Annotated in this window: 24 protein-coding genes and 3 pseudogenes; 14 read left to right on the top strand and 13 right to left on the bottom strand. The window is 61.8% G+C overall.

The genetic code is table 11. The annotated features are described in order from the left end of the window. The first annotated feature begins 39 nt into the window (after positions 1–39). Both CO660_RS06685 and CO660_RS06680 read left to right on the top strand, forming a co-directional pair. Positions 40–765, top strand: coding sequence for an SDR family oxidoreductase (locus CO660_RS06685; protein WP_097598130.1), 726 nt, complete (start codon positions 40–42; stop codon positions 763–765). Beyond that, positions 759–1,247 (top strand): RidA family protein, encoded by a 489-nt coding sequence (locus CO660_RS06680; protein ID WP_097598072.1) that lies wholly within the window; start codon positions 759–761, stop codon positions 1,245–1,247. Before CO660_RS06685 ends, CO660_RS06680 begins: the two co-directional genes overlap by 7 nt. 54 nt (positions 1,248–1,301) lie before the next feature. Here the strand turns inward: CO660_RS06680 and CO660_RS06675 are convergent, their stop codons facing one another. Beyond that, positions 1,302–1,841 (bottom strand): Pycsar system effector family protein, encoded by a 540-nt coding sequence (locus CO660_RS06675; RefSeq protein WP_097598071.1) that lies wholly within the window; start codon positions 1,839–1,841, stop codon positions 1,302–1,304. A gap of 130 nt (positions 1,842–1,971) precedes the next feature. Here CO660_RS06675 and CO660_RS06670 point away from each other — a divergent pair, with 130 nt between their 5' ends. Together CO660_RS06670 and CO660_RS06665 are read left to right on the top strand one after the other, a co-directional pair. Then, entirely contained in the window at positions 1,972–5,688 is a 3,717-nt protein-coding gene (locus CO660_RS06670) for a FecR domain-containing protein (protein ID WP_097598070.1), read from the top strand. After that, the gene (locus CO660_RS06665) at positions 5,688–7,658 is read left to right on the top strand and encodes an adenylate/guanylate cyclase domain-containing protein (RefSeq protein ID WP_097598069.1); all 1,971 of its coding nucleotides are present in this window, start codon (positions 5,688–5,690) and stop codon (positions 7,656–7,658) included. Before CO660_RS06670 ends, CO660_RS06665 begins: the two co-directional genes overlap by 1 nt. A 50-nt stretch (positions 7,659–7,708) precedes the next feature. On the opposite strand, the gene CO660_RS06660 is transcribed toward CO660_RS06665, so the two are convergent. Further along, entirely contained in the window at positions 7,709–8,296 is a 588-nt protein-coding gene (locus CO660_RS06660; RefSeq protein WP_097598068.1) for a TetR/AcrR family transcriptional regulator, read from the bottom strand. A 138-nt stretch (positions 8,297–8,434) separates the two neighbouring features. Between CO660_RS06660 and CO660_RS06655 the strand changes: the two genes are divergently transcribed. From CO660_RS06655 to CO660_RS06645, 3 genes are all read left to right on the top strand, one after another. Next, complete coding sequence (locus CO660_RS06655) at positions 8,435–8,992, top strand: DUF308 domain-containing protein (RefSeq protein WP_097598067.1); 558 nt, start codon at positions 8,435–8,437, stop codon at positions 8,990–8,992. Positions 8,993–9,145: 153 nt separating this feature from the next. Then, positions 9,146–10,126, top strand: coding sequence for an SDR family oxidoreductase (locus tag CO660_RS06650; protein WP_097598066.1), 981 nt, complete (start codon positions 9,146–9,148; stop codon positions 10,124–10,126). A 231-nt stretch (positions 10,127–10,357) separates the two neighbouring features. After that, complete coding sequence (locus CO660_RS06645; RefSeq protein ID WP_097598129.1) at positions 10,358–11,467, top strand: sulfite oxidase; 1,110 nt, start codon at positions 10,358–10,360, stop codon at positions 11,465–11,467. Here CO660_RS06645 and CO660_RS33215 read toward each other — a convergent pair whose 3' ends face one another. Further along, positions 11,468–11,632: a hypothetical protein gene (locus CO660_RS33215; RefSeq protein ID WP_176536239.1), complete on the bottom strand. Its 165-nt coding sequence runs from the start codon at positions 11,630–11,632 to the stop codon at positions 11,468–11,470. Between the two features lie 35 nt (positions 11,633–11,667). Between CO660_RS33215 and CO660_RS06640 the strand changes: the two are divergent. Further along, positions 11,668–12,122: pseudogene (locus CO660_RS06640) on the top strand (DMT family transporter); the annotation flags it as partial. 115 nt (positions 12,123–12,237) lie between these two features. Here CO660_RS06640 and CO660_RS06635 read toward each other — a convergent pair. Beyond that, positions 12,238–12,783 carry a GNAT family N-acetyltransferase gene (locus CO660_RS06635; protein WP_097598128.1) on the bottom strand — a complete coding sequence of 182 codons (546 nt, stop codon included), beginning with the start codon at positions 12,781–12,783 and terminating at the stop codon, positions 12,238–12,240. A 30-nt stretch (positions 12,784–12,813) separates the two neighbouring features. Beyond that, positions 12,814–13,575: a nucleotidyltransferase domain-containing protein gene (locus tag CO660_RS06630; protein ID WP_097598065.1), complete on the bottom strand. Its 762-nt coding sequence runs from the start codon at positions 13,573–13,575 to the stop codon at positions 12,814–12,816. Positions 13,576–13,850: 275 nt separating this feature from the next. Here CO660_RS06630 and CO660_RS06625 point away from each other — a divergent pair, with 275 nt between their 5' ends. Both CO660_RS06625 and CO660_RS06620 read left to right on the top strand, forming a co-directional pair. Continuing rightward, positions 13,851–14,546 (top strand): fumarylacetoacetate hydrolase family protein, encoded by a 696-nt coding sequence (locus CO660_RS06625; protein ID WP_085778646.1) that lies wholly within the window; start codon positions 13,851–13,853, stop codon positions 14,544–14,546. Positions 14,547–14,556: 10 nt separating this feature from the next. Continuing rightward, a complete protein-coding gene (locus tag CO660_RS06620) occupies positions 14,557–15,087 on the top strand; it encodes a gamma carbonic anhydrase family protein (RefSeq protein ID WP_097598064.1) in 531 nt (176 codons plus the stop codon). Between the two features lie 211 nt (positions 15,088–15,298). Here CO660_RS06620 and CO660_RS06615 read toward each other — a convergent pair whose 3' ends face one another. Together CO660_RS06615 and CO660_RS06610 are read right to left on the bottom strand one after the other, a co-directional pair. Beyond that, positions 15,299–16,006 (bottom strand): isoprenylcysteine carboxylmethyltransferase family protein, encoded by a 708-nt coding sequence (locus tag CO660_RS06615; protein WP_097598063.1) that lies wholly within the window; start codon positions 16,004–16,006, stop codon positions 15,299–15,301. 217 nt (positions 16,007–16,223) lie between these two features. Further along, positions 16,224–16,625: a hypothetical protein gene (locus CO660_RS06610; RefSeq protein WP_097598062.1), complete on the bottom strand. Its 402-nt coding sequence runs from the start codon at positions 16,623–16,625 to the stop codon at positions 16,224–16,226. A gap of 309 nt (positions 16,626–16,934) precedes the next feature. On the opposite strand from CO660_RS06610, the gene CO660_RS06605 reads away from it, so the two are divergent. Next, positions 16,935–17,309 (top strand): hypothetical protein, encoded by a 375-nt coding sequence (locus CO660_RS06605; protein WP_097598061.1) that lies wholly within the window; start codon positions 16,935–16,937, stop codon positions 17,307–17,309. Positions 17,310–17,329: 20 nt separating this feature from the next. On the opposite strand, the gene CO660_RS06600 is transcribed toward CO660_RS06605, so the two are convergent. Continuing rightward, on the bottom strand, positions 17,330–17,728 hold the full coding sequence (locus tag CO660_RS06600) for an ester cyclase (protein WP_097598060.1): 399 nt from the start codon (positions 17,726–17,728) through the stop codon (positions 17,330–17,332). 67 nt (positions 17,729–17,795) lie between these two features. Continuing rightward, positions 17,796–18,371, bottom strand: a complete 576-nt coding sequence (locus tag CO660_RS06595; protein ID WP_097598059.1) for a transglutaminase-like cysteine peptidase — start codon at positions 18,369–18,371, stop codon at positions 17,796–17,798. A gap of 191 nt (positions 18,372–18,562) precedes the next feature. On the opposite strand from CO660_RS06595, the gene CO660_RS33745 reads away from it, so the two are divergent. Further along, a complete protein-coding gene (locus CO660_RS33745) occupies positions 18,563–19,981 on the top strand; it encodes a hypothetical protein (protein ID WP_245421299.1) in 1,419 nt (472 codons plus the stop codon). A 236-nt stretch (positions 19,982–20,217) separates the two neighbouring features. Here the strand turns inward: CO660_RS33745 and CO660_RS06580 are convergent, their stop codons facing one another. Genes CO660_RS06580 through CO660_RS06570 form a run of 3 tightly spaced genes read right to left on the bottom strand, consistent with a single transcriptional unit; the run spans position 20,218 to position 22,377 of the window. Beyond that, a complete protein-coding gene (locus CO660_RS06580; RefSeq protein WP_064694566.1) occupies positions 20,218–20,616 on the bottom strand; it encodes a Fur family transcriptional regulator in 399 nt (132 codons plus the stop codon). Next, positions 20,613–21,425 (bottom strand): zinc ABC transporter permease subunit ZnuB, encoded by an 813-nt coding sequence (gene znuB, locus CO660_RS06575; protein ID WP_088685340.1) that lies wholly within the window; start codon positions 21,423–21,425, stop codon positions 20,613–20,615. The genes CO660_RS06580 and znuB overlap by 4 nt, the downstream gene beginning before the upstream one ends. Beyond that, entirely contained in the window at positions 21,418–22,377 is a 960-nt protein-coding gene (locus CO660_RS06570; RefSeq protein ID WP_097598058.1) for a metal ABC transporter ATP-binding protein, read from the bottom strand. Before CO660_RS06570 ends, znuB begins: the two co-directional genes overlap by 8 nt. 101 nt (positions 22,378–22,478) lie before the next feature. Between CO660_RS06570 and CO660_RS06565 the strand changes: the two genes are divergently transcribed. Together CO660_RS06565 and CO660_RS06560 are read left to right on the top strand one after the other, a co-directional pair. Then, positions 22,479–23,543 carry a zinc ABC transporter substrate-binding protein gene (locus CO660_RS06565; protein WP_097598057.1) on the top strand — a complete coding sequence of 355 codons (1,065 nt, stop codon included), beginning with the start codon at positions 22,479–22,481 and terminating at the stop codon, positions 23,541–23,543. Positions 23,544–23,656: 113 nt separating this feature from the next. Beyond that, positions 23,657–24,864, top strand: a pseudogene (locus CO660_RS06560) (GTP-binding protein). Between the two features lie 497 nt (positions 24,865–25,361). Here the strand turns inward: CO660_RS06560 and CO660_RS06555 are convergent. Further along, positions 25,362–25,687, bottom strand: a pseudogene (locus CO660_RS06555) (RcnB family protein). Positions 25,688–25,762 lie beyond the last annotated feature (75 nt).

Here is a 25,762-nt window from a genome sequence, read left to right as displayed (position 1 = left end):
ATCAGGCGACGTTGCCCGAACCAGATCATGGAGTTCAACATGACTACGAATAAGACTGTCATCGTTACGGGCGCCTCCCAGGGTATCGGCGCAGGCCTCGTCAACGCCTTTATCGCGCGCGGCTACAATGTCGTCGCCACCTCGCGCCAGGTCAGCGCCTCGGACGCCTTCGAGGCCTCCGACCGGCTGGCTCTCGTCGATGGCGACATTGGCGATGCCGAAACCGCGGCGCGGGTTGCAAAGACCGCGATCGACCGCTTCGGCTCGATCGACGCGCTCGTCAACAATGCCGGCATCTTCTTGGCCAAGCCGTTTGTTGATTTCACGATGACGGATTTCCGGACGTTGTCTTCGACCAATCTCGAAGGTTTCATCCATCTGACCCAGCTGGCAGTCAGACAGATGCGCGCGCAGAAGTCAGGCGGCAGCGTCGTCAGCATCACGACGCCATTGACCGATCATCCGATCGCCGGCTTCTCCGCTTCGGTGTCGATGATGACGAAAGGCGGCATCAACGCCATCTCCAAAAACTTGGCGATGGAATATGCGAACGAGAAAATTCGCTTCAATATCGTCGCTCCCGGTGTCGTGGACACGCCACTGCACAAGGACAATCCGAAGGATTTCCTGAGCACGCTCTCTCCGATAGCAGGCATTTCCAATGTCAATGAGATCGTCGAAGCGGTCCTCTTCCTGACGGAAGCCCCGCGCATCACCGGGGAGGTGCTGCACGTCGACGGCGGCGCACATCTGGGCAAATGGTAAACCATCAAAAAGCGCAGGCAGCCGGCGCGGAACAGCGGCTGCGGGACCTCGGCATCACGCTTCCCCCGCCGCCGACGCCCTTCGGGGCCTATGTCGAGGCGATCCGGACAGGCAATCTCATCTTCTTCAGCGGCATGCTGCCGGTCGTCGACCGCAAGCCGCGGTATATCGGCCGCGTCGGCGGCGCGTTGACATCAGAGGACGGCAGGAAGGCCGCCGAAACAGCGACGCTCAGCGCCCTCGCCGCCGCCAGAGAGTACCTCGGCTCGCTGGACAGGGTCGTCAGTGTCGTCAAGCTCGGCGTCTATATCGCGACCGAAGGCGATTTCCGCGACCACCCGAAGGTCGCTGATGGAGCATCCGAAATGCTGCTCCAGGTCTTCGGCGAGGAAAGACTCTCCGGCCGCGTCGTCCTCGGCGTCGCAAGCCTGCCGTTAGGTGTGCCGATCGAGATCGAGCTCGTCCTCGAAGTCGAGGATTGAATGGTCAGGGCGTGCCTCGGCGCGCCCTGCCTCCCTGAGGTCGCCGCCTCACTCTCACCCCGCCGCCAAGAGCAGCACATAGGCGATCACGCTCACCATCAGCCCGCGAAAGGCAAAGGTGACGCAGCGATACTTGTTGCAGGCGATGGCGGAGAGGATGTTGGCGTTTTCGAAATACTGGTCGAAGAGGTAGCGCTCGTCACGGCGGACAGCCGCCTCGAAGAACATGTCGCGATGCTTGGGCCAGGCGCCCCAGAACAGCGACGTGGAGGTGCCGAGACGCCGCGGCAGCACCACGAGAATCGCCGACAGCATTGAGAAGACCGAAGCTGCGGCAAGCAGGCCGGAGAACAGTATGCTGCCCGGCGTACCGCCGGTGTAGCGCCCCAGGCTGAAGACGGCCCTCACCTCGCTGGAGCTTACCAGAAAGGCGAGCATGAAAGTAAAGATATAAGCCGCCTTCTGATCGGATATCTTGATCTGATCATAAAATATGTCATTGATTTTCTTGATATGATCGAAATACTCGGTACTGACGTCCCCGCTCGAGGGATTGCTCAGCATTACCTCAGTGACACTTTCAAATTCGCTCACCTGAATACTCCATACCTCAAAGTGTTTCCCTGATATTACAGTTGTTGGCGAAAGCAAGAACACGTGTGCAACATGCTTGACTTTTCCACTCTACGCGGACAAAGGGGAAGCGGGGTATGGGGTCGAGGACATGCGGGGTTATTCCAGTAACATCTGTCGCATCGGGGTGGCGCTTGCATTTGCCGTGCCTGGTTTCGGACTGCCGGCAATGGCCGATCCAGTGCCACGCGCCACGCCGGTCGCCGGCTCAGTCATTGCCCGCAAGACCGGTGAGGAAGTGCGATTCATCGACGTGTCGGACTGGCGTGTCGTTGACATCAATCAGGATCTCCTCACCGGCGACGTGCTGCGCACCAATGCCAACGGCCAGCTCGCCATTGTCTTTTCCGATCACACGCAGGTCCGCCTCGGCCGCAATTCATCGCTGCAGGTCAAAAAGATGGCGGCGAGCGGCGATACGGTGCTCAATCTCCAATCCGGCACCATCTGGGCACGCGCCGAGCGCGGCGGCCAGGGCCTGACTGTGGAAACACCGGCTGCCGCAGCAGCTATCCGCGGCACCGACTGGACGATGACCGTCGAAGGCGCCAAGACCTCGATGATCGTGCTGGAAGGTCGCGTAGCGCTCAGCAACCCGCAGGGCAGCGTCGAGGTGAACGCGGGCGAAGGGGCGGCCGCCACCATCGGCCAGGCGCCGCACAAGATCATCAGCGTCAATCCCGACGACCGCGAGCAGATGCTCTTCTATCTCGATCTGCGCGACGGCTTCGACCTGATGCCGACGTCGCCGCTGCGGGTCGACCGCATGGCGACGGAGCGCCGCCGCCTGCTGGCGCTGCCGCCGGAGCGCCGCACGATTGAAGACTGGCTGGAACTGGCCGAAGTGCAGAGCGCCTTCGACGGACGGCAGGCCGCGGCCGCAACGCTGGAGAATATCCGCGGCCGCAAGCTGACGGCCGCCCAACAGGCACGCGTCGACCTGATTGACGCCACCATCGCCGGCTCGGAGAAGCGCTATGGCGATGCCGCGAAGCTCTTCCAGAAGGCCCTGCCGCATCTCGATCCGACACGCCGCAACATGGCGCAATATGGCGGCTATTTCGCCCGTTCGCTTGCCGATCCCACTCATACCGAACCACCGCCGGCCAATACCGTCGGCCCCTACGGCGCGATCATGAAAGCCTATACCGCGGGGTTCCTGGAAAACCCTCGCGCAGCACTTGAGATTATCAAAGAGGCGGAACAGCGCTATCCCGAGGATCCGACTCTGCCGGCGGTTCACGCCCAGCTGGCGCAGCTCACCGATGACCGTGAGCAAATGAAGGAGGCGATAGAACGCTCGCTGGCGCTCGATCCCGATCACCCGATGGCGCTCTCCGCCCGCGCGAATTACAAGGCAATCTACCAGAGCGATCTCAAAGGTGCGCTTTCCGATCTGAACCGCGCTGTCGAGCTTGCTCCCGGCTCGCCGGGCACGCTGAACTCGATCGGCCTGTTGCAGAGCTCGCGTGATGCCAACGGTGAAGCGGAAGAGGCGTTTAAGAAGGCGATCGAGCTTGATCCCCAGGATCCGCTGCTGCACGCGAACCTGGCGATGCTCTATCTCGATCAGTCGCGTATGAAGGAAGCCAAGCGCGAGATCGACACCGCGGTTGCCCTCGATCCATCCTTCGATATCGCTCTATTTGTCCGCGGCCGCTATTACCTGCAAATCGGCGAGCGCGATAAGGCGCTGCAAGATCTGCTCGCCGCAAGCACGGCCAATCCGGCGCATTCGCAGTCGCAGATGATGCTCGCGGCCGCCCATTACGAAAAGGGCGACCGCATCCCCTCACAGCAGGCACTCGACAATGCCGACCGGCTCGACAAGAACGACCCGGCCATCTCGGCTTTCCGCACCGCCGTCGATATCGACGAGTACGACGCCGACGGCGCGATCGGCAATGCGCAGGAGTTTCTGCGCCGCTCGCGCGCCCGCGGCGGCGATTACAGCGCCCTCGGCGCCAATGCGAGCGCCGGATCGACACTCAACGACGCCTTCCGCCTGCAGGGGCTGGATGCCTGGGGCCGCTATTACGGCGATGCGGTTTTCGATCCGTTCAAAGGCAGCGGCTATATCGACCAATCGATCAAGGGCAGCATCTTTCCTTTCGTCAACGCGACGAATTTCAGCGACGACAACATCATCCAGAACCGCGGCGATGCCTCGAGCTATTCCTCGTTCATCCAAGGCCTGCTGATCTCTCCGCACATGCTCTCCGGTCGTTCGCGCTCTGCGACGCTGTTCGATGTGCCCTTCATCGAAGGCTCGCTCGGCGGCGGCATCAATAGCGTCGACGGCCACACCAGGCGCATCGGCGAAGCGGATATTCAGGGTTATTCCAACGAGATCATTCCGATCAGCTTCTACGGTAATCTGACCTGGGAAGAACTGGCGCTCGATCGCGATTATCGGGACTTCGGCGGCGTTCAGACTGATAACAAGTTGCTGGCCGCCAACGGTTATCTGACCGCGACGGTCACACCTGATGATCGCATGGTGGCCTTCGTCAACCACGGCAAGAATGATGGGTCCTTGAGCGCGTTGTCGTCAAACACCGCGTTTATGGAACTCGTGTTCGGCGTGCCTCTCCCGCTGCCTCTTTACACGACACAGGAGACCGTCAGCCAGGCCACATTCGCCGGCATCGGCTGGAGCCACACGTTTGCGTATGAAAACGTGTTGAACGGAGCACTGCTTTATTCAGGAATCAAATCGAATACGGACAGCGCGCTCGATGTCGACCTGGACCCACTATTTATTCGGGCAGGCGTTCCCTTCATCATTCCCTTTAGCGACGTCACCCAAGAGACTGAATCCCAAACCTATATCGGCGCCTTGAGCCATTCCATCGGCGCCGGACCTTTGACATGGCGTTACGGTATCGAAGGCGGCTGGATGGATGTCAGCAGCACGGTCGATACGACACTCCTGGGCTTGACAGCTCCTCTCGATCACACCGAGAGCACCATCGATATCGGCCGCGCTTATGTCGATGTGCTTCACGAGATCACGCCCGATCTCAAGGGCGAATACGCCTTGTTTGCCACGCACCTCGAGGGTGATGGCATCGATGTCAGCCGGCTGGAACCGCGCTTCGGCCTCGCCTGGGCGCCGGTTCAAAACCACTGGCTTCGTGCAGCCTTCATGCGTCAGAGCTTTGACACTACCGTGCCGACCCTTGCCCCGATCGGCATACTCGGGCTGCAGGCCAATCAGTTTTCCACCAATCCACAAGGCTATACGGATACGCTCGCCCTGCAATGGGATGCCGAATGGACTGACCGCTTCTTCACTTCGGTGGAGTACGAGCATCAGGAACTCCACGATTTCTCGATCGATTTTCCGCTGATCTCGCTTCCCTCGGATACCAGCTTGCCGATTTCGCGCGGCAGCATCGATCGCGCTGCCGTCACTGCCAACGTCGCGCTCGGCCACGGTTTCGGTCTTTCGGCGACCTATGCCTATATGGATTCGAAGAATAGGGATCCGCTCGAGCCGATCTACGGTGGCCCCCTTCCCTTCATACCGCAGAATTCCGGACAGATTGCCCTAACCTGGGTCAACGAAGCCAAGGTCAAGGCGACGGTTGCCGCCAACTATATCGGCGAGCGCGACGGCGATCGGTTTGGCACCAAGCTCGACGATTACTGGACCCTCGACGCCCACCTGGTCTGGGAACCGTTCGACAAGCGCGTCGAGTTGGAGGCAGCCGCCTATAACCTCCTCGACGAGGACTTCGAGATCACGCCCGGCGTGCCCGGCTGGGGCCGCGCCTTCAAGGGCACGCTCAAAGTCCGCTTCTGATGCGGTTGCGGGACCAGCACCGACAGGCCAGGCAGATCAGGAGCCGTCACCTGAGGCTGCTGGTGCTGTCGCTGACCACGCTGATCGCCATCTCGCTCCTGTCGCGCCTCCCCGCCTGGTCGCTGCTGGAGCTCAGAAGCTTCGACTATCTGTCGACCGTCGACGATCCCCGTCCGCCACCCGGCGGGCCGGTCATCGTCGCCATCGACGAACCCTCGCTTGCCGATATCAACGCGCAATGGCCCTGGCCGCGCAGCCTGCATGCCGAGCTCATCAGCCAGTTGCGCGCCGCCGGCGCCCGCGTCATCGGCCTCGATATCATCATGGCCGAACCCTCAGCACCGGATAATGACGCGGCGATCACCAGGGCCGTCGGCCCCGATGTCGTGCTGGCCGGCGACGAGACGCTGATCGAGACGCCGCAGGCATCGCAACTGATCCGGGCGACACCCCTGCCGCAATTGACCGAAGCGGGCGCGGTGACCGGCATCGCCTCGATCGATCTGAGCGGTGACGGCATCTTCCGGCGCATCCCGGGCTATGAGGATGGCTTCGCGGCGATGCTGGCAAAGGCCTCGGGCGTGGCGCCCGAAGCGCTGCCAGCCGGCCGGCTTATCCAATCCTTCGGCCCGGCCCGCAGCTATCCCACGGTCTCCTATTACCAGGCGCTTGACCCGCAGAACCTGCTGCCGCCGGGCTACTTCAAGGACCGCGTCGTGCTCGTCGGTTTAAGTCTGCAGAACGCACCTGCGATCGACAAGGGCGGCGTCGATGCCTTCGCTACACCCTATACGGTTCACACCGGCAAGCTCGTCTCCGGCGTCGAGATCCAGGCGACGATCTACGACAATATCCGCAAAAGCCTGTCGATCGCAGAAGCCCGGCTGCCGACGGTCGCTGCCTGCATCCTGATATCGGTGCTGCTTGCTGCCGCCACCGTCTGGCGGTCGACCGGATGGCTGACGGTCGTGAACAGTGTGGCGGCCCTCCTCGCCTTCGCGGCAGTCAGTGCCGCCGGCATCCGGCTCACTCATGTATTCGTTTCACCGCTCGGCCCGACCGTCGCCTATATCTCTGTCGTCTTCGGCCAGGCCGCCTTCGATTTCGCCGAGGAGCGTCGCAACAAGCGCCAGATCACCCGCGCCTTCGCCCAATACATCTCGCCCGATCTCGTCAAGCGTCTGTCGAGTGACCCCTCGCAGCTGAAGCTCGGCGGCGAGCGACGCACGCTTTCGGTTCTGTTCTCAGACGTGCGCGGCTTCACCACGATCGCCGAGACGCTGAAAGATGATCCGGAGCAGCTGACCGGCCTGATCAACCGGTTGCTGACGCCGCTTTCAGACGTGGTAATGGATCACGGTGGCACGATCGACAAATATATGGGCGACTGCATCATGGCCTTCTGGAATGCGCCGCTCGACGACCCCGACCATGCGCTTCACGCCGTGCGCGCCTCGCTCGCCATGCAGGCGGCGATTTCGCGTCTGAACGGTCAGCTGGAGCGGGAGGCGGCCGCACTCGGCCGCAAGCCGCATGTCTTGAAGATGGGCGTCGGCATCAACACCGGCGAGTGCATCGTCGGCAACATGGGCTCGACCCGCCGGTTCGATTATTCCTGCCTTGGCGACAGCGTCAACCTCGCCTCCCGCCTCGAAGGCGCCTCGAAGAATTACGGCGTGGCGCTGCTGCTCGGCGAGGAAACCGCAAGGCTGGTCGCTGACACCTATATCGTCGTCGAACTCGACCGCATCATCGTCAAGGGCCGCACCGCCCCCTCACCCGTCTTCACCGTCGTGCACAAGGCCGACGCCAAAGTGCTGGCCGCCCACCAGGCATTCGTCGACGCCAAATATGCCGCCGCGCTCGCCCCGTCGGACCCGGTCTTCGACAAGCTGGCTGCCGATATTCCCGAGCTTGCCGGCTATTACGCGATCGTGCGGGATGGGCTGGCCGCCGATGGAAAGGAATGACCTGAGGGACTAGATTTCACCAGCAGGCGGCTTCGGACCAGGGGTTAATCCTAGCGATCCGCTGACCGCAGCCTCGCAAACTCAGGGGCAACGACTGCGATGAACACCTCGGCATTGCCGAAAGCCCTCGCCGACAGCATCGCCCCATGGACCGATGCCATCAGCATTTGCGCCTGCTCCTCCGGCCGCTTGTCCAGCTGAAACAGGCCTTGCTCGACCCCAGCCTGCAGCACCGAAGTAAGCCAGCCCGCGAGGTTCTGGAAATGCGTCCGGACGCGGAATGCGACTTCTTCCGGCAGCATTTGCATTTCGCTCGCCAGCATCGCGCAGACGCAGAAGGGCTGCGAGGCATCCCGAATGCATGTGTGCCAATAGTCGATATAGAACTGCAGCTGATCGGCCGGGCTTGCGGCCTGCTCGCGCAGCGACTGCAGACCCGCCTGCGCCTGCTTGATGTAGCGATCCACCAGCGCCGAGACGAGGTCGGCCTTCGTGGGAAAATGATGGTGGATGCTCGCCTTCCTGATGCCGATGGCAGCCGAGATATCGGCATAGCTGAAGCCGTTATAGCCTCCCGCAACAATGAGAGACTGCGCGATGTCGAGGATTTTATCGGAAGTAGAAGCCATTGATTTCATAGCGTCGCCTACCTTCTGGTAGGCAGATTGTCAAGCCTATTGCTAATCCTCATCCCTCACAAGAAGGTGTCCGGCCATGCGTTGACTCGATACAGTAGACTTCCTACTAGTAGGTAGGCAAACACAAGGAACCCGCCGATGCAAAGCTTTTCCTCAAGCCAGTCCAACTGGCTGCCATCCTATTATTTCACACGTGCCGCATTCTCCGTCAGCTGGATTGCCACCGCCATTCTGTTGGGGCGTCAGTCTGGCCCCGCCGCCTTTCTGCTGGTGACCTACCCTCTATGGGATGCGCTGGCCGATCTGGTCGACGCCCGTGTTAACGGCGGCCTGAAGGCCAACCCGTCCCAGGCGCTGAATGTCGTGGTCAGCACGATCATGACACTCACCGTCATCATCGCCGTCAGCAGCAGCACCTATGCGGTTCTTGCCGCGTTCGGCGTTTGGGCGATCTTCTCCGGCCTGTTGCAACTCTATACCGGCGTCAGGCGCTGGCGCCTCTACGGCGCCCAATGGGTGATGATCCTGAGCGGCGCCCAATCGGCCCTTGCCGGCGGCTTCATGATCAGCCAGTCCCTCGGCACCACGGCGCCGACGATCCTGGATATCGTCCCCTATGCGGCATTCGGAGCATTCTACTTTCTGCTTTCGGCAATCTGGCTCGTCGTCGCATCCTATCGCAAGGCGCAAGCATAGACGCTGTCGGTCCTGCGGCGGCAAGCACGAAGCCGCTTGCCGCCGTTGAAAGGCCGACCGCCAGTGTGGCCTGCGATTTGCGGAAGACGATCAAGCTCTTTCGCGCTATGAAGAGTGACCGCATATCCCGCCCACAGACCCTGAGGTCACTCCATGGCTTTGAAAGTCCTCTTCATTGGCGGCACCGGCCAGATCTCCCATCCATGCGTCGAACGCTCCGTTGCCGAAGGCCATCATGTCAGCGTCTTCAATCGCGGCCTGAGAAGCGCCGCCTTGCCTGAGGGGGTAACCTCGATCGTCGGCGAACTTGGATCGGCCGCCTATGTCGATCTCGCCAGGGCGAATTACGACGTCGTCTGCCAGTTCATCGCCTTCACGCCGGATCAAGTGTCGCGTGACATCGGGGTCTTTTCGAGCAATTGCGGCCAATACATCTTCATCTCATCGGCCTCGGTCTACGAAAAGCCGCCGCGTCATTACGTGATCTCCGAGGAGACCCCGGCGATGAATCCTTACTGGCCCTACAGCCAGGCCAAGATCGCCTGCGAGGAACTGCTCAGGAAATCCGGCGATCTTGCGTGGACGATCGTCCGCCCCAGCCACACCGTCCGCACCGGCCTGCCGATCATGATGGGCGACAGCGATATCATGGCAAGGCGAATGCTCGACGGCGACCCCATCATCGTGGCCGGGGACGGCCACACGCCCTGGACGCTCACCCGCTCAGTCGACTTCGCCGTGCCCTTCGTCGGGCTTTTCGGTAAAAAGGCCGCGCTGAATGAGATTTTCCACATCACCTCGGACAGAGCCCACATCTGGGACGATATTCAAATGACGATCGCAAGATTGCTCGGCGTGGAGGCGAAGATCGTCCATGTGCCGACGGACACGTTGATCAAGTACAATCCGGAATGGATCGGCTCCCTCCTCGGCGACAAGGCTTGGACGGCAATTTTCGACAATTCCAAGGTCAAGCGTGTGGCGGGCGACTTCACCTGTGCCGAGAGCCTCGATGAAATCCTCGCCGAACCGATCATGCACCTCAAGCAGCGGCTGGCCAAAAGCCGCCCGCCGAGAGGTGAACTCGATGCACTGATCGACAGGATTTGCGCGGAGCAAGGGGCTCTTGGTTAGTTTGGTCCTTTGCGGGGGCGCGGTGTCCGCGGCTGGTACAAAATTGCCGTGACGCGTTGACCACTATCGGCCCTTTGCTGCCGGTCGAGGTCGGTCCGAGCAAGGTGCGGTATGTGCTAGAATGCTGCCCTTAGGCGGAATGCGACAGACGCACTGCGAGGAGCGATGTGACCGAGGGAATTCGCGCAATGGAGAGCCGACGTTGTGCTCTTGGAAGGGGAGACGAGGACGATGCCGACACCACAGCAACCCAGTCTGATAGTTCGACAGAAGTCCCCACCAAACATCGAGTTTCCGTTTGCGTCGCTCTCCGATGGGCTAATCCCAACCGAGCTGTTCTTCGTGCGAAACCATTTTCCGTCACCGGAGCTCGATGCGCGAGACTGGAGATTGCGTATTGACGGGGCGGTGGAGCGGCCGATCGAACTTGACCTCGACAGCATCAAGGCGATGCGGAGCACGAAATTCACCGCAGTCGTCGAATGCGCGGGGAACGGGCGCGTCTACTATGTGCCGCCACGGGAGGGGCTGCAGTGGCAGAACGGCGCCGTCGGCAATGCCGCGTGGACAGGTGTTCTTCTGCGCGAGATTCTGGAACTGGCCGGTATTAAGCGAACCGCACGTGAGGTTCTGCTCATTGGCGCCGACAGCGGCGTCGTCGACACGAACAAGAAAACGGCTTCTCCCGGCCCCATCGCTTTTGCGCGCAGTTTACCGCTTGAGAAGGCCATCGCTGACAGCACGATCCTTGCCTATTCGATGAACGAGGAGCCGTTGACGCGCGATCACGGCCACCCGCTACGCGCGGTCGTGGGTGGCTGGTACGGCATGGCTTGGGTCAAGTGGATCACGCATATCACGGTCGTGGAGCAACCCTTCCTTGGCTATTGGCAAGCGCGCGACTATTTCCGTTGGGAGCGCAGCCTCGGGGAACCTACGCTGGTCCCCCTTGCGGAGATGGAGGTCAAAGCGCAGATCGCGCGCCCCGTACAGGGGGCGCATCTCATCGTCGGCCAACCGTACCGGATTTTCGGAGCCGCCTGGAGCGGAGAGGCTGCTGTCCGGCAGGTTCAGGTCTGCACCGGAGATGGCAGGGGCTGGCGCGAGGCAAGGCTTCTCGAAACAGAACGCCCCTTTGCATGGCGCTTGTGGGAGTACATGTGGACCCCTGAAGAAGTGGGGCGATATACGCTACGATGTCGCGCGGTCGATGCGGCGGGGTGCGTGCAGCCCGACCTCCAGCGTTCCGACTGCGAAAGCTACGTGGCAAATTGGATCGTTCCGGTGGAGGTTACGGTCGTCCCTGAGCCACAGGCGTACCAAGAGGAATTCGTGATCTAATCACCCGCGTGAGGCGGAATGGCGGCTTATGGCGCGAAGCGGCCGAGGCTCGTCGGCGATCGGCCCAAGCGCCCAGCGATCGGGAAATGCTGCGTTTTCATCGTAGCCGGCCCGCCGACGCTGAACGTCGTCCTCGCGCAACAGGCGAAGTGCCGTTGCCTTCATCGTGCAGCCCTCGGGAATTTTGGCATAACTGGGCCATGGCGATACATGTCTTGGCGGTCCATCGCGACACGGTCGAGACGGAACAGGCGGCGAGCGGTTCGCTTGCAGGCACCTATTCCGTGGGGGGGTCTGCTGGCTGCTGTCGGCCGGCGTCTATATCGCCGCGAAATGGGTTTCTTCGGAGATGCCGCCCTGAGCGCTTTGCTTCTGGCGGGTGCTGATCGCCTGGGCGATCCTGATGCCGATCTTGCACCGGCATTTCGGCGCGATGGTGGCACTCGTGCGGGCCCGCGGCCTCGAACTGCTCGTCATCGGCGAAATGGGGCTCGCCATCTGCCAGGGGCTGATCTTTGTCGGCCTCGAATATGCCGATGCCACCACCGCCGGCATTATCATCGCCCTGATCCCGATCATCACCATGATTCTTGCACGGTTCATTCTGGCTGAGCCGATGGGACGCTGGCAGGTGATCGGATCGATCCTCGCCTTTTCCTGCTGAAGCCAACGACCAGAGTCGAGGCGACCAAGGGCTGAGGACGAGCGAAATGGCTTTCATAGTGACCGCTTCTGGTGCCAAGCAGAGATCGTCCTGGGCCTGCGCACTGTTACTGTGGGCGTCTGGACGACCTCGCGAACATGTACATGTTGGTGGGCGCGCCGTGCAGGATCACCTCGCGCTCGAAACAGAAGCCGCATTTCTCAAGAATGCGTCTCGAAGCGGCATTGGCGGTTCGAACCAATCCGATCACCTTCTCCGCCTGCAGATCGTCGAAGGCAAAGGTCAGCGTTTCCCTGACCAATTCCGTGGCATATCCGCGTCCCCAGCTATCAGGTTGCAGATGATAGGAAAGATTGACGCCCTCGAATTCCTTGGAAACGGTTACGCCGCCAAATCCTATAAGGGCATTGTCTGACTCGACCGCCCAACGCCCGAACCCATGATCTTTCCAATGGCCGATGTCACGCGCAAGCCGTGCTGCACTTTCCTCCGGCGTATCGGGCCGGGGCACGGGTCGATGCGCGACCACTTCCGGCCGCGAAAAAAGTCGAGTGAGGAACTCGAGATCCCGTTGCATGGGAATTCTGAGCAGCAATCTGCCGGTACGCCTCACTCGCGGCTGAGAGGCATTCTTGAATTCGGTCGCAAACATCTTCCATCCAATCTCGAACACTCGCCAATGTTACAGATACTCTTCCGACCGCCGCGCCGCCACCGGAGCCTCCTGCTTGAAGCCATTGAAACAGCGCCCGCCGTGTAAGTCGAGCTCCCTGTCGGCCAAGGCGAGGAACCGGCCGTTGTTACCCTGCACCGCAAGCCTGAACGCAATATCGAATTCGGCCGCCAATTGCGGCTCGAGCTTCCTGATGAGGCGCGGCGCCCACTTGCCGCGGCCGGTCCATGCGCCGCGCCCGAGCAGGATGAGGTCGGCTAGCTTCTGGTAGAGAAGTGCTGAGATAGCGGCGATCTCTTCGGGCGGGCGGGCGCCGCGCAGATCGTCGGCGAGATCCGTGACCTGATAGCGCAGCATATCGTAGCTTGGGCCGTCGAGAGGTTTCGGCCCTGCCGCCAGCACTTTCGCCGCCTTTGCCTGGATAGCGCGGGCGCGCTCGATATTCGGCCCTACGATGCTGCCCGTCGCAACCATATTGACCATGATCGGACAGCCGCTCTCCGCATCTGCATGGAGATAATGCGCCAGCGTCTGCGGATCGTGGACGAAGGCCTCGACCGGAAAACCGTCTTCGGTGAACGATTCCCGCCAGGCTGTCTGGAGCGACGGAAACACCACGACGAGATCGATGTCCGAAAACGTGGTCCCCTCACCGCGCATGATGGAGCCGGTGACATATGCAAAGGCAGCCCCCGCATAGCGGCTGGCGAGACAACAGCCGGCAGCGGCAAGCGCCCGCTCGGCAAGATTCTGTTTCTGGAGTTCGTCCACGATCTCGTCCTCGAATGCGGGAGACGAGCGGCAACAAAAAAACCCGCTCGTTTCCGGCAGGTTGGTGTCTTCTGCAATGAACGGATCAGTTCACGCGTCTGCCACCCACCGCCAAACGGTGGTCGTAGACGTCGTGCAGACTGCGAAAATCCGGCTCATGGCAGAAACGATATCGCCCTGCGGCGGCAGCGTCAATCTGCCGGGAACGCTTCCCCGCCGTGCGGTTTTCCGTCTAAGATGAGCCAAAGACTCGATAAGTACTGGAAAGGCCCGCTATGCCCCATCCCGCCACCGTCATCCCGCGTCCCGCACCGGTTCTGCTGCCGGTTGAAGGCAGCGACGAGCGCTTTCCGGTGCGCCGCGTCTATTGCGTCGGGCGCAATTATGCCGACCATGCGATCGAGATGGGTCACGATCCCTCTCGCGAACCGCCCTTCTTCTTCCAAAAGAACCCCGACAACCTGCTGCCGGCTGGCAATGCTTTCCCTTACCCGCCGCTGTCGAACGACGTGCATTACGAGGTCGAATGTGTGCTGGCGCTGAAATTGGGCGGGGCGAACATTCAGGCCGCCGATGCGCTCGGCTGCATCTATGGCTATGCCGTCGGCATTGATTTCACCCGCCGCGACCTGCAGGGCGAGGCCAAGAAGCTCGGCCGTCCCTGGGAGCTTGCCAAGGCCTTCGAGCAATCCGCCCCGGTCTCCGCAATCGTCCCGGCAAGCCGCCTCGGCCATCCCACTGAAGGCCGGATCTGGCTGGAGCAGAACGGCCGACGTGTCCAGGACGGCAACCTCAACCAGATGATCTGGAAGGTGCCGGAAATCATCGCCGAACTCTCGAAGCTCTTCGTGCTGGCGCCCGGCGACGTGATCATGACCGGCACGCCGGCCGGCGTCGGCGCGGTTGCGAGGGGCGACCGCATCACCTGCGGCATCGACGGTGTTGCGACGCTCTCGGTCGACATTATCTAAGGAGAGACCGATGCCCGTCTATGCGCTTGGCGGATTGACCCCCAAACTGCCGCCCGCCGGCCTCCACTGGATCGCGCCGGATGCGCATGTGATCGGCGATATCGAACTTGGCGAAAATGTCGGCATCTGGTTCGGCTCGGTGCTGCGCGGCGACAATGAGAGGATCACCATCGGCGCCGGCACCAACATCCAGGAAGGCGTCATGGCCCATACCGACATGGGCTTTCCGCTGACGACGGGAAAGGGCTGTACCATCGGCCACCACGCCATTCTCCATGGCTGCACGCTCGGCGACAACGTGCTGATCGGCATGGGAGCGACCATTCTCAACGGCGCAAAGATCGGCAACAACTGCCTCGTCGGCGCCAATGCGCTGGTGACGGAGGGCAAGGAATTCCCTGACAACTCGTTAATCGTCGGCGCGCCCGCCCGTGTGGTGCGGGTGCTTGACGAAGCGGCTGTCGAGGGTATTCGCCGCTCGGCGGAAAATTATGTGGCGAATTGGCAGCGGTTTGCGCGGGATCTCAGGGTGATTGGGTGATTGAGAGGACGCCTCTTCCAGGAAAATATGCCTCATTTACCTTTCGCTTACGCTCAAGGCGTGCGTCGCTTCCGCTCCTCACCCCCTCATCTGCCTGACGGGCATCCCCAGCGGGGAGAAGATGCCGGCAGGCAGATGAGGGGGTGAGCGACGACAGGAGCGATTGCAAGGAGCGCAAGTGAAGGGCAAGTAATCGGATATTACGGTCCCCTCACCAGACACCCGGGATCCAGCGCCAGCGTACCCGTTCCACATACTCCGCATATCCTTCAAGCCCCTTGCGCAACTCCGCCTCCTCTCCGAGCGTCCGGCCAAAGAGCACCACGACGAGCAGCCCCACGGGAATCAAAGCATAGAGCGACCCGAGTGACAGCGCCGCTCCGGCGGCGAGAAAAATGGCGGTTGCATAGCCGGGGTGGCGGATCACGGCGTAGGGCCCGCTGTCGATCACCTTGTGGTCGCGATCGGTTTGGATGCGCACCGTCGGCTCGAAATGCCGGTTGACCGATTGCGCCCAGGTGAGGCCGAGATAGCCCGCGCTCATCAGGAGATAGCCGAGGACAACGACCCACCAGGGTTGCGGCGACCAGTGGAAACGGCCGTCGTCGAACGCGCCGACCGGAAGAATGGCAGCAAAGAGAATGATCGTCAGCGTCGCGACCACGGCGTCCCAGCGCTTGGTTCCCTTCTGATATCGGCTACGCGCCGCAAACAATTCCGGATTCGTCCGCCAGATCCAGACGAGCGCGATTGCAGTCAGCGCCAGGAAAAGGCCGAGAAAGATCCAGCCGCGTGGCCAGGCGAACGTGCCGGCGGGCCAGAACAGTGCGACAACCATCACTGCGACGGTTATCGCGAGCGATCTGACCGATGGCGCCGCCGCAAACGAGCGACGCGGCTGGCTGTGGTCCTGCGTCATGACGGTTTTTCCGTTCCACCGGGGCGAGCGCCTTCTGCTGTCGGCAGCGGCCGCAAAAGTCTGACAGTCTTATGCCTGACTTAGGAGGTGATACGCCCGCAACAACCCGTGGCAAGACGCAAACGGACCCGCCCCCCTGATAACAGACGTCATTGTTTCCGAAGTTGCGTGGCCGCAGACTGTCGTTGCGGCAATATTGGATATTGTTGAAAAACGCCTATTCGGCCGCTTCCAGAAACTGGTTCTCTCCCGACGAAGCGGCAAGCGCCCGAACTCTGGCTTCCGTCTTGGCGATCAGCTGATAGAATTCGTCCTGCGCTTCGACATCCAGCTGAATGACGGCATTGACGTCATCGGGGGTATCGCAAACGCAGGCGACCGCCGAAATGGGACAGATACCGCCGGGATAACGCTTACCGCTCCCGGTATAGGCACGACGACCCCAGCGCTCGGAATACACCGTTTCCTCCCGATCGAGATGGAGGATCGTGCCTTTACAGGCGGTCACGATGGCCGCCTTGCCGTAAGCGAACCAATGATAATTCAGCTTCCGGAGAATATATTTGCCAGTGATGTCTTCGCCAGCCAGTTCGGCAGGGTCTTCTATCATTCGGATCATGAGAGCGTCCTCAACATGTGAGCAATATCCGTCATCTCTACTTGCCCCGCAAGTCGAAAAGCGCAGCTTTTGTAGTAACTTAGTCACAAAGTGTTTCTGATTCTTACATCTTGCACGCACCAGGCAGCTTGCCAGCCATGCAATCCATCGTCGAATTTCCCGCCTTTGCACCTGATTCCGCCTTTCCGGGAGTAGCCATGCCGTCTTGCGTTTTCCCGCTGAGGCCCAATATTTGAATCCCGGATCGGCCAATCAGCGGTCGGATGACGGCTCAACTGGTCCGCCGGTTCACACCAGCAGGAGTGCCCCATGGTCGAAGCCGTCAACCGCATCTCCTCCACCGCCGAGTCGGAGCCCACCAAGCTCGGCATCAGCACCTCGATCGGCTCGGAACCCGACAATGCCTGGGTTGCCGCCCGCCAGTCGCGTATCACCGCTGACCAGCAGGCATCGAAGGGAGTTGCGGACACGAATGGTGCGGGCAATCTTGTTCCGCATGCGGATCTTCTCGTCGACCAAGACGAACATCCAGAAAAGCGGCATGGGCACGCCCCATCCGGCGAAGGGGAAGAAAGCGGCGAAGACGCGACGGAACAGCGGCTATTGTCCGGTGAAAGCGATCGGATCGGCACCGGCAATTTCGACGCGGACACGCCCTTCGGCGAGCGCGTCGCCATCATCTGACGAAGTCCCGCTCCGCTCGGTCAAAGCCCGTCCCCAAGTTGGGCCTCGATCGTCGGCTTGTCGATGACCGACCAAACCTCGATGATCTTCCCACCGCGAAACTCGTAGATCACGTTCTCGGCGAAGGAGAGGCGCCTCCCGTTCACATCAAGCCCGAGAAACTTTCCTTTCGGCGAACAGTCGAAGCCCAGCCGGCAAGCAACGTAAGGCGGATCGCTAAGAAGCATCCGCACGCTGAAAGAAAGATCGGGAATCTCATCGAAATCCCGCTCCAGCATGGCGATGTAGCCCGCAAGTCCAAGCCGCCGGCCGTTATGAACCGCACCGTCATCGACAAACTGGCCGAGATTGAGCCAGTCCTGCCGGTTCAGGCAGGCGATGTAGCCGCGATAGAGATCGGCAAGTTCGGTTTTGGTCACGGGCCCGCTCCTGGCTCGGCTGAGCTTTCGGCAAAGATAGCGCGCGCGCCGCCTTGCGGCTTGCAGATCACGAGAACTCACCGGCGCGCGGACCGGCAAGCGTCACGCGCCAGCCGGTGCGCGACTGGAAATCCTGGGTGGCCAGAAACGTATAACCCGTCGTGCGCCAAGGCTTAACGGCGCTGGTGAGATTGTCGAGCACATAATCGCCCTGAGCCGTGCGGGCAATCAGAACGACATGGTTTTGATCGTGTGGTCCAATCACCACGGAAAGTGCCAGCCTGTTCGATGGAAAACCGGCGTCGACCAGGTCCTTCATTTTCTGAAGGGCGTAGTCCTCACAGTCGCCACGGCCGGCCACCGGCAAAGACCAAACATCCCCGTTTCCGGAGGGAGAGCGATCTTCTGCCGAAACGATACGCCGATTTGCGGCACGATTGATCTTTTGAAGAAGCCCAATCCCAGCCTGCTCGTCGAACTGTTGTGACGCCATCCTGCCGCAAAGCCACCTGTATTTGGCACAGGCGGCAGCGAATCCCACCGGCGCGCCGATGCTTCGCGTCACAGGCAGTGACGATCCGGCAACTGCATGAAAATGCGATAAAATCACCCAAAAGAAGGCAAGAGAAAGGAGACGCTTCATAGCCGATTCCCTCAGTTCGTCTTCAGAGAATAGCACAGCCAGTATAAAAATTTATTAAAATTTTATACTTGCGAATTTAACCGTATTATATGAAAGGAACAGGTTAATCCTGGTTTGTTCTTCATATTAATTCCTTGTTAGTATAAATATTCTCCCAATTAACGGTTAGTTAACCTTGGGAGACCAGTGAAATGATCAGCAGAGCAGCGAAGTTCAGCCTTGCTGTGGCGTCCCTTCTGGCAAGCAGCAGCTTGGCGACGGCAGCCCCCACAGTTGTTAATTGCAAGGCCGCAGTCCGCGGTAGCCTCGAATACAGGCTGTGCATGCCCACCCGCGCAGTAACGGCTGATAACAAGTTCGGTCCGAATGATAAGGATCGCAGCAGCCGTGACGTCGGTGGCAAGAAGATATCCAACACCAACTCGCACGTCAGCAATGGCAACGGTAGCGATGACGGTGACAGCAAAGACGTCGGCCAAAGTGGCGGCAGCGGCGACCAAGGCGGTAGCGGTGATCAGGGCGGCAGTGGTGACCAGGGTGGCAGCGGCGACCAGGGCGGCGGCGGCGACCAGGGCGGCAGCGGCGACCAGGGCAGCAGCGGCGACCAGGGCAGCAGCGGTGACCAGGGCGGCAGCGGCGACGAGGGCGGCAGCGGCGACCAGGGCGGCAGTGGCGACCAGGGCGGCAGTGGCGACCAGGGCGGCAGCGGCGACCAGGGCGGCAGCGGCGACGAGGGCGGCAGCGGTGACCAGGGCGACAAGGGCGACAAGGGCGGCAAGGGCGACAAGGGCGATAAGGGCGACAAGGGCGACAAGGGCGATAAGGACGGCAAGGGCGACAAGGGCGATAAGGACGGCAAGGGCGACAAGGGCGACAAGGGCGGCAAGGGCGGCAAGGGCGACAAGGGCGGCAAGGGCGGCAAGGGCGACAAGGGCGACAAGGGCGACAAGGGCGACAAGGGCCACGATCATCACGGCCGCGACAAAGGCGGAAAGGATCACGACCACGCCAGCGATGAACCCGGTAAGGGTGGGAAAGACCATCACAGCGGCAGCAAGGACGGGGAAGATCACGCCCATGGCAAGGGCGGCAACGGCGGTTCCGACAAAGGCGGCAACGACGGCGCGGGCAGCGGAGGCAACGGTGATGACGGCAAGGGCGGCAATGACGGTGCAGGCAGCGGCGGTAACGGCGGTGCAGGCAGCGGCGGTAACGGCGGTGCCGGCAAGGGCGGCAATGACGGCGCGGGCAGCGGCGGCAATAGCGATGCCGGCAAGAGCGGCAACGACGGCACGGGCAGCGGCGGCAACGGCGGTGCCGGCAAGGGCGGCAACGGCGGTGCCGGCAAGGGCGGCAACGACGGCGCGGGCAGCGGAGGCAATGACGGTGCCGGCAAGAGCGGCAACGACAGCGCAGGCAGCGCAGGCAATGACGGTGCTGGCAAAGGCGGTCAGGACGGCGCGGACAGCGGAGGCAACAACGGTGCCGGCAGCGGCAGCAACGGCGATGCCGGCAGGGGCGGCAACAACGGCGCGGGCAACGCAGGCAGCGATAGGGCCGGAAAGGGCGGCAATGACGGTGCCGGCAAGGGTGATTCCGGCAAAAACTGATCGGAACGGTTAAGGCGGCTTGGCCCCGCCACTCAGCTGGCGGGCAGAGCGGGCGCCCCCCCTTTCCTGATGCTCGCGATTGTCGCGAGCATCTCCGTAGGGTCGACACGAAGCAGATCCTCCAAGCCAGCGCGAGGATGACCCGGACGGAAAAGGTTGTTAATAAACGGAGGGCCGGTTTGCGGCCCTATGTTATTGAATGCCGTGTCCTTTGTAGCGGGACGGAGCTCCCCGCCTCACGCAGCGCACGCCTCGCACAATCCGCGGATCTCGATCGTGGTCTTCTCGGGCTTGAACTTCTGCCCGCGCACCCAGCCCATCAGCCGGTGGTCGACCTCGTGGTCGTGGAATTCCATCACCTGGCCGCAGCTTTCGCAGATGGCGAAAGCGACGATACCGTGGCTATGGCAATTGTCGCCGGGATGGGCGCAGGCGACGAAGGAATTGATGCTTTCGAGTCGGTGCACGACGCCGTATTCGAGCAGCTTCTCCAGCGCCCGGTAGACCTGCAGCGGCGCACGAAAACCGTGGTCGCGCAGCTTGTCGAGAATAGTATAGGCGCTGAGCGGCCCCTCGGCCTTCTCAAGCACCTCGAAAACCAGCGACTGGTTCTTGGTGAGCTGCGGTGTTGTCATGAGCCTTGTCCTTGCGCGAGCGCGCGGCGCCTGACGGGAAGCAGGCTGAGAATGAAGAGGATCAGCGCCGCGACCACGATCGAGGGACCGGACGGCGTGTCGTAGGTGAGCGAGCCGAACAGCCCGCCGACGACGGCGGCTGCCCCGATCAGCGAGGCGAGCACCGCCATGATCTCCGGTGTGACCGAGAAGCGTCGTGCCGCGGCCGCCGGAATGATCAGCAGCGAAGTGATCAGCATGATGCCGACGATTTTCATGGCAATGGCGATGACGACCGCCATCAGCAGCATGAAGAAGAGCCGCGCCCGCTCGGGCCGCAGCCCCTCGGCCTCGGCAAGCTCGGCATTGACGGTGGCCGCGAGCAGCGGCCGCCAGAGCCAGGCGATCGCCGCCAGCACGAAGAGCCCGCCGCCCCAGATCAGCGCGATGTCCGATGTGGACACGGCAAGGATATCGCCGAACAGGAACGCGATGAGATCGATCCGGACCCAGCTCATGAAGGCGACCATGACGAGGCCGATCGCCAGCGTGGCATGAGAGAGGATGCCGAGCAGCGCATCGGCCGAGAGCGCCTGGCGCTTCTGCAGGAAGAGCAGCAACACCGATACGAGCGCGGCGACGGCGAAGACGGCCAGCGTCAGGTTGAGTTCGAACAACAGCGACAGCGCGACGCCGAGAAGCGCCGAATGGGCGATCGTATCGCCGAAATAGGCCATGCGCCGCCAGATGATGAAGCAGCCGAGCGGCCCCGTCGTCAGCGCCAGCCCGACGCCGGCAAGGATGGCGCGCACGAAGAAATCGTCAAGCATGGCGGCCCTCCCCGCTGCGGGAATGGGCGTGTTCATGCGCATGATCGTGCCCGTGACGATCGTCGTGAGCGTGGTCATGCCCGTGCTCATGGGAGCCATGTGCGTGCTCATGCCCGTGGTCATGCGCGTGTTCATGGCCCGCATGAGCATGATGCCCATCCTCGGGATAGCAATGATCCGTCACAGTGCCGTCGGCATGACGCACTCGGCCGTCCGGCAGGTGGGTATGATCGTGGTGATGGCTGTAGACCGCAAGCGTCTGGGCTGCCCGGCTGCCGAACAGGCGCACATATTCCGGGCTGCGGCTGACGGTCTCGGGCGTTCCGCGGCAGCAGACATGGCCGTTGAGGCAGATCACCGTATCGGTCTCGGCCATCACCACGTGGAGATCGTGGGAAATCAGCAGGATGCCGCAGCCGCTGGCGTTGCGGATCGATTTGATGAGGTCGTAAAGCGCGATCTCACCGGAGAAATCCACCCCCTGCACCGGCTCGTCGAGCACCAGCAGGTCGGGCTTGCGGGCAATCGCCCGGGCCATCAGCGCCCGCTGGAACTCGCCGCCGGAGAGATGCTGAACCTCGGCGCCTATCATATGGGCGACGCCGGCGGCTTCGAGCGCTGCCTGGATGTCGCGCTCCGGCAGCGGCCCCGTCAGCGTCATCAGCCGGCGCACCGTCAGCGGCAGCGTCCAGTCGATCGAAAGCTTCTGCGGAACATAGCCCACCTTGAGGCCCGGGCGTCGCTCCACCCTGCCCTCATCCGGCTTCAGAACACCGATCGCGGCCTTGGCGCTCGTCGACTTGCCCGAGCCGTTCGGGCCGATCAGCGTGACGATCTCGCCGCGCGAAACGGAAAATTCGACGCCGCGCACCAGCCAGCGGCCGCCGCGCAGAACGCCGACATTTTCGAGCGAAACCAGCCGTTCGCCCTTGGTATTTGCGGGAGAGAGCATCAAATTTTCCGACAGCGCTGTTGCATCCTGCTATTGCACACGTTATAGCATAACGCAATTGATGTAATAACATAACATTTGCAATTCAAGCGGAGCATACGATGAAACGCGCCTTGGGGCCTGCCCTGGACAGCCTGGCCCTCAGAATACCGGCTGCCCTCGCCATCCCGGCCCTTGCGATCCCCGCCCTGCTCTTTGCCGGCACGATGCGGGCCGCCGATGCGCCCGTCGTCGTCACCTCGATCAAGCCGATCCATTCGCTGGTTGCGGCGATCATGGAGGGCGTGGGTGAGCCGGCGCTGATCGTCGATGGCGCCTCCTCCCCGCACACCTACAGCATGAAGCCTTCGAACGCGCGCTCGCTACAGGAGGCCAAGGTCATCTTCTGGGTCGGCCCGAACCTGGAGGCTTTTCTCGAAAAGCCGCTCGAAGCTTTGGGCTCGAACGCCAGCGTCGTCGAACTCGACAATGCGCCAGGCCTGACCAAGCTGCCCTTCCGCGAAGGCGGCGCCTTCGAGCCGCATGACGACGGGGACCATGAAAATGCCTCCGGAGATGATCATGGTCACGATCATGCGGCTGAGCCCGGACGTGACGATGGCCACGCGCATCACGATGATCATGAAGAGCATGAGCACGGACACGGCGCCTTCGATACGCATCTCTGGCTCGATCCGATGAATGCGAAGGCGATGGCCACTGTCATCACCACCACGCTGGTCGCCGCCGATCCCGCCAATGCACTGACCTATCAGGCCAATGCCAAGGTGCTTGATGACAAGCTGACGGCGCTGGACACGGAGATCGCCGCCACCGTCGCCCCCGTCAAGGACAAGCCCTTCGTCGTCTTCCACGACGCCTACCAGTATTTCGAGCACCGTTACGGCATCCGCGTCGCCGGCTCGATCACAGTCAGCCCGGAAACCATTCCCGGCGCCGAGCGCGTATCGGAAATCCACCGTAAGGTCGGCGAACTCGGCGCAACCTGCGTTTTTGCCGAGCCGCAGTTCGAGCCGCGCCTCGTCAAGGTCGTCATCGAAGGCACGAGCGCCAAATCGGGCATACTCGACCCCGAAGCCGCGACCCTCAAGGCCGGCCCCGATCTCTACTTCACCCTCATGCGCGGCATCGCCGACAGCATGAAGGCTTGCCTCTCCAGCGCATGACTCTTATGCGACGCTCTGGAGAATGCTGAGGCGGAAAGAGGCGGATGACCCCGTTCCGCCTTTTTTCGTCACCACCTTTGTAATGATATAACATTAACGGAAATGAGGTTCCCATGGACAACAGACTTCCGGTCACGGTGCTCTCCGGCTTTCTCGGCGCCGGCAAGACCACGCTGCTCAACCATGTGCTCACCAATCGTGAGGGCCTGCGCGTCGCCGTCATCGTCAACGATATGAGCGAGGTGAACATCGACGCCAGACTCGTGCGCGATGGTGGCGCCAATCTCTCGCGCACCGAGGAACAGCTGGTCGAGATGACCAATGGCTGCATCTGCTGCACGCGCTGCGTGACGACCTGTTGAAGGAGGTGCGCGCTCTCGCCGATCAGGGCCGCTTCGATTACCTGCTGATCGAATCCACAGGCATCGCTGAGCCCCTGCCCGTCGCCACCACCTTCGAATTTCGCGACGAGAATGGCGAAAGCCTGTCCGACGTTGCAAGGCTGGACACGATGGTGACCGTCGTCGATGCCGCCAATCTGCTCGCCGATTACGCCTCGGCCGATTTTCTCGCCGACCGCGGCGAAACCGCGGGCGACGGGGACAACAGGACGATCGTCGACCTGCTGGTCGAGCAGATCGAATTCGCCGATGTGGTGGTGCTGAACAAGATTGGCACGGCAAGCGAGGAACAGCGCGACGCCGCGCGCAAGATCATCGTCGGCCTCAATCCGGACATCAAACTGATCGAGGCGGATTTCGGCAAGGTTGCGCTGAAGGAGGTGCTCGGCACCGACCGTTTCCACATCGGGAGGGCCGAGACCCATCCGCTTTGGTACAAGGAACTGCACGGCTTCAGGGATCACGTGCCGGAGACCGAGGAATACGGCATTCGCTCCTTCGTTTATCGCGAGAAGCGGCCCTTCCATCCGGCAAAATTGCAGGCCTTTCTCGACAGGACATGGCCGGGCGTGGTGCGCGCCAAGGGCTTCTTCTGGCTGGCGACGCGGCCGCACCATGTCGGCGAGGTCAGCCAGGCGGGCGCGATCGTCCGCACCTCCAAGATAGGCCTGTGGTGGGCTTCTGTGCCGCGCGAACAATGGCCCGAGGAACCCTGCTTCATCAGCGCCATCGGCCCCTATCTCGACCCCGTCTGGGGCGACCGCCGCCAAGAAATCGTCTTCATCGGCGCTGACCCGATGGACGAGGCGTGGATCAGGAGCGAACTCGACGCCTGTCTGGTGAAAAGCGATGCCTTCACACCTGAACTCTGGCGCAACCTGCCCGACCCCTTCGCCAGCTGGAGCCGGCAGGCGGCATGAAGGCGACAGCGATCAAACCCTATCGCTGCGTCTGCGAAGAATGCGATCCATTGCCGCCGATCGAGGGGCTGCATCCGTTGACGCATGAGGCTGCCGATGAGCCGGGGCGTAAAGCAAGGGGATTGCTCGGCATTATCGCGGAGCGGGTGGTGCCATGCAGGCGGGGGTGATGAGGAGATGCTGGAGGATTGGAAAGGCGTATCACCGCTAAACACCATGCCTTTCCTTCCGCCAGCCTCGGCGTGCTTGGCACCCCCCTCTGGCCTGCCGGCCATCTCCCCACAAGGGGGGAGATCGGCAGGAGGCTTGACCATCGCTCCCTCTCCAACGGCATCGACAATCACCATACTTGAGTTGCTTGGGGAAGCCGTCGCGCCCAGCCGATCTACCACCTGTGGGGGAGATGGCCGGCAGGCCGGAGGGGGCCACACGGCACGTCCTCTCCTCTCTCCCCAAAGCCGGAAAGGACGGCCTCCGCCGCCCTCATCCATTCCCAATCAGCGTCCGACGATAATGCTGGAGATCACCCCGCTGGTAACGCCGATCAGCAGGAAATCGTTGTCGGTGCCACCCAGCGATAGCCGCGGGGCGGAGGCGCCAAGCGGTAGCGGCGATAGTCGTTGACGTCGCGAAACTGGCGACGTTCGCGGGCATTGACGCGATATCCCTTCTTCCAATGCGGCCGCACGACGGTCTTTTCGACGATCACCTTCTTCTGGACGACGACAGGCGGGCGGCGAAAATCATCCGCGCTGGCTTGGGAGGCGATGATCGGCGAGAGAAGGAAGGAAGCGGAAAGAAGAGCTGCGAAGAGCTTTTTCATGTGGGGTTCCTCATGTTGGGCGCAGGAGCAAATTAGGCCCGAAAACATAAACCGAAACTGAAACTTAATTTAACT

Origin of the sequence: Rhizobium sp. L9, from assembly GCF_002531885.1 — a bacterium.
In the GTDB taxonomy this organism is placed as follows: domain Bacteria; phylum Pseudomonadota; class Alphaproteobacteria; order Rhizobiales; family Rhizobiaceae; genus Rhizobium.
Note: the sequence above shows the minus strand (reverse complement) of the source record. Positions and strands in the feature narration are given on the sequence as shown.

Bases quoted from the DNA above. Each gene is read 5' to 3' on its own strand.
- CO660_RS06685 (WP_097598130.1), top strand. From the start codon at position 40: ATGACTACGAATAAGACTGTCATCGTTACGGGCGCCTCCCAGGGTATC.
- CO660_RS06680 (WP_097598072.1), top strand. From the start codon at position 759: ATGGTAAACCATCAAAAAGCGCAGGCAGCCGGCGCGGAACAGCGGCTG.
- CO660_RS06670 (WP_097598070.1), top strand. From the start codon at position 1,972: ATGCGGGGTTATTCCAGTAACATCTGTCGCATCGGGGTGGCGCTTGCA.
- CO660_RS06665 (WP_097598069.1), top strand. From the start codon at position 5,688: ATGCGGTTGCGGGACCAGCACCGACAGGCCAGGCAGATCAGGAGCCGT.
- CO660_RS06660 (WP_097598068.1), bottom strand. From the start codon at position 8,296: ATGAAATCAATGGCTTCTACTTCCGATAAAATCCTCGACATCGCGCAG.
- CO660_RS06655 (WP_097598067.1), top strand. From the start codon at position 8,435: ATGCAAAGCTTTTCCTCAAGCCAGTCCAACTGGCTGCCATCCTATTAT.
- CO660_RS06650 (WP_097598066.1), top strand. From the start codon at position 9,146: ATGGCTTTGAAAGTCCTCTTCATTGGCGGCACCGGCCAGATCTCCCAT.
- CO660_RS06645 (WP_097598129.1), top strand. From the start codon at position 10,358: ATGCCGACACCACAGCAACCCAGTCTGATAGTTCGACAGAAGTCCCCA.
- CO660_RS33215 (WP_176536239.1), bottom strand. From the start codon at position 11,632: ATGAAGGCAACGGCACTTCGCCTGTTGCGCGAGGACGACGTTCAGCGT.
- CO660_RS06635 (WP_097598128.1), bottom strand. From the start codon at position 12,783: ATGTTTGCGACCGAATTCAAGAATGCCTCTCAGCCGCGAGTGAGGCGT.
- CO660_RS06625 (WP_085778646.1), top strand. From the start codon at position 13,851: ATGCCCCATCCCGCCACCGTCATCCCGCGTCCCGCACCGGTTCTGCTG.
- CO660_RS06620 (WP_097598064.1), top strand. From the start codon at position 14,557: ATGCCCGTCTATGCGCTTGGCGGATTGACCCCCAAACTGCCGCCCGCC.
- CO660_RS06615 (WP_097598063.1), bottom strand. From the start codon at position 16,006: ATGACGCAGGACCACAGCCAGCCGCGTCGCTCGTTTGCGGCGGCGCCA.
- CO660_RS06610 (WP_097598062.1), bottom strand. From the start codon at position 16,625: ATGATCCGAATGATAGAAGACCCTGCCGAACTGGCTGGCGAAGACATC.
- CO660_RS06605 (WP_097598061.1), top strand. From the start codon at position 16,935: ATGGTCGAAGCCGTCAACCGCATCTCCTCCACCGCCGAGTCGGAGCCC.
- CO660_RS06595 (WP_097598059.1), bottom strand. From the start codon at position 18,371: ATGAAGCGTCTCCTTTCTCTTGCCTTCTTTTGGGTGATTTTATCGCAT.
- CO660_RS33745 (WP_245421299.1), top strand. From the start codon at position 18,563: ATGATCAGCAGAGCAGCGAAGTTCAGCCTTGCTGTGGCGTCCCTTCTG.
- CO660_RS06580 (WP_064694566.1), bottom strand. From the start codon at position 20,616: ATGACAACACCGCAGCTCACCAAGAACCAGTCGCTGGTTTTCGAGGTG.
- znuB (WP_088685340.1), bottom strand. From the start codon at position 21,425: ATGCTTGACGATTTCTTCGTGCGCGCCATCCTTGCCGGCGTCGGGCTG.
- CO660_RS06570 (WP_097598058.1), bottom strand. From the start codon at position 22,377: ATGCTCTCTCCCGCAAATACCAAGGGCGAACGGCTGGTTTCGCTCGAA.
- CO660_RS06565 (WP_097598057.1), top strand. From the start codon at position 22,479: ATGAAACGCGCCTTGGGGCCTGCCCTGGACAGCCTGGCCCTCAGAATA.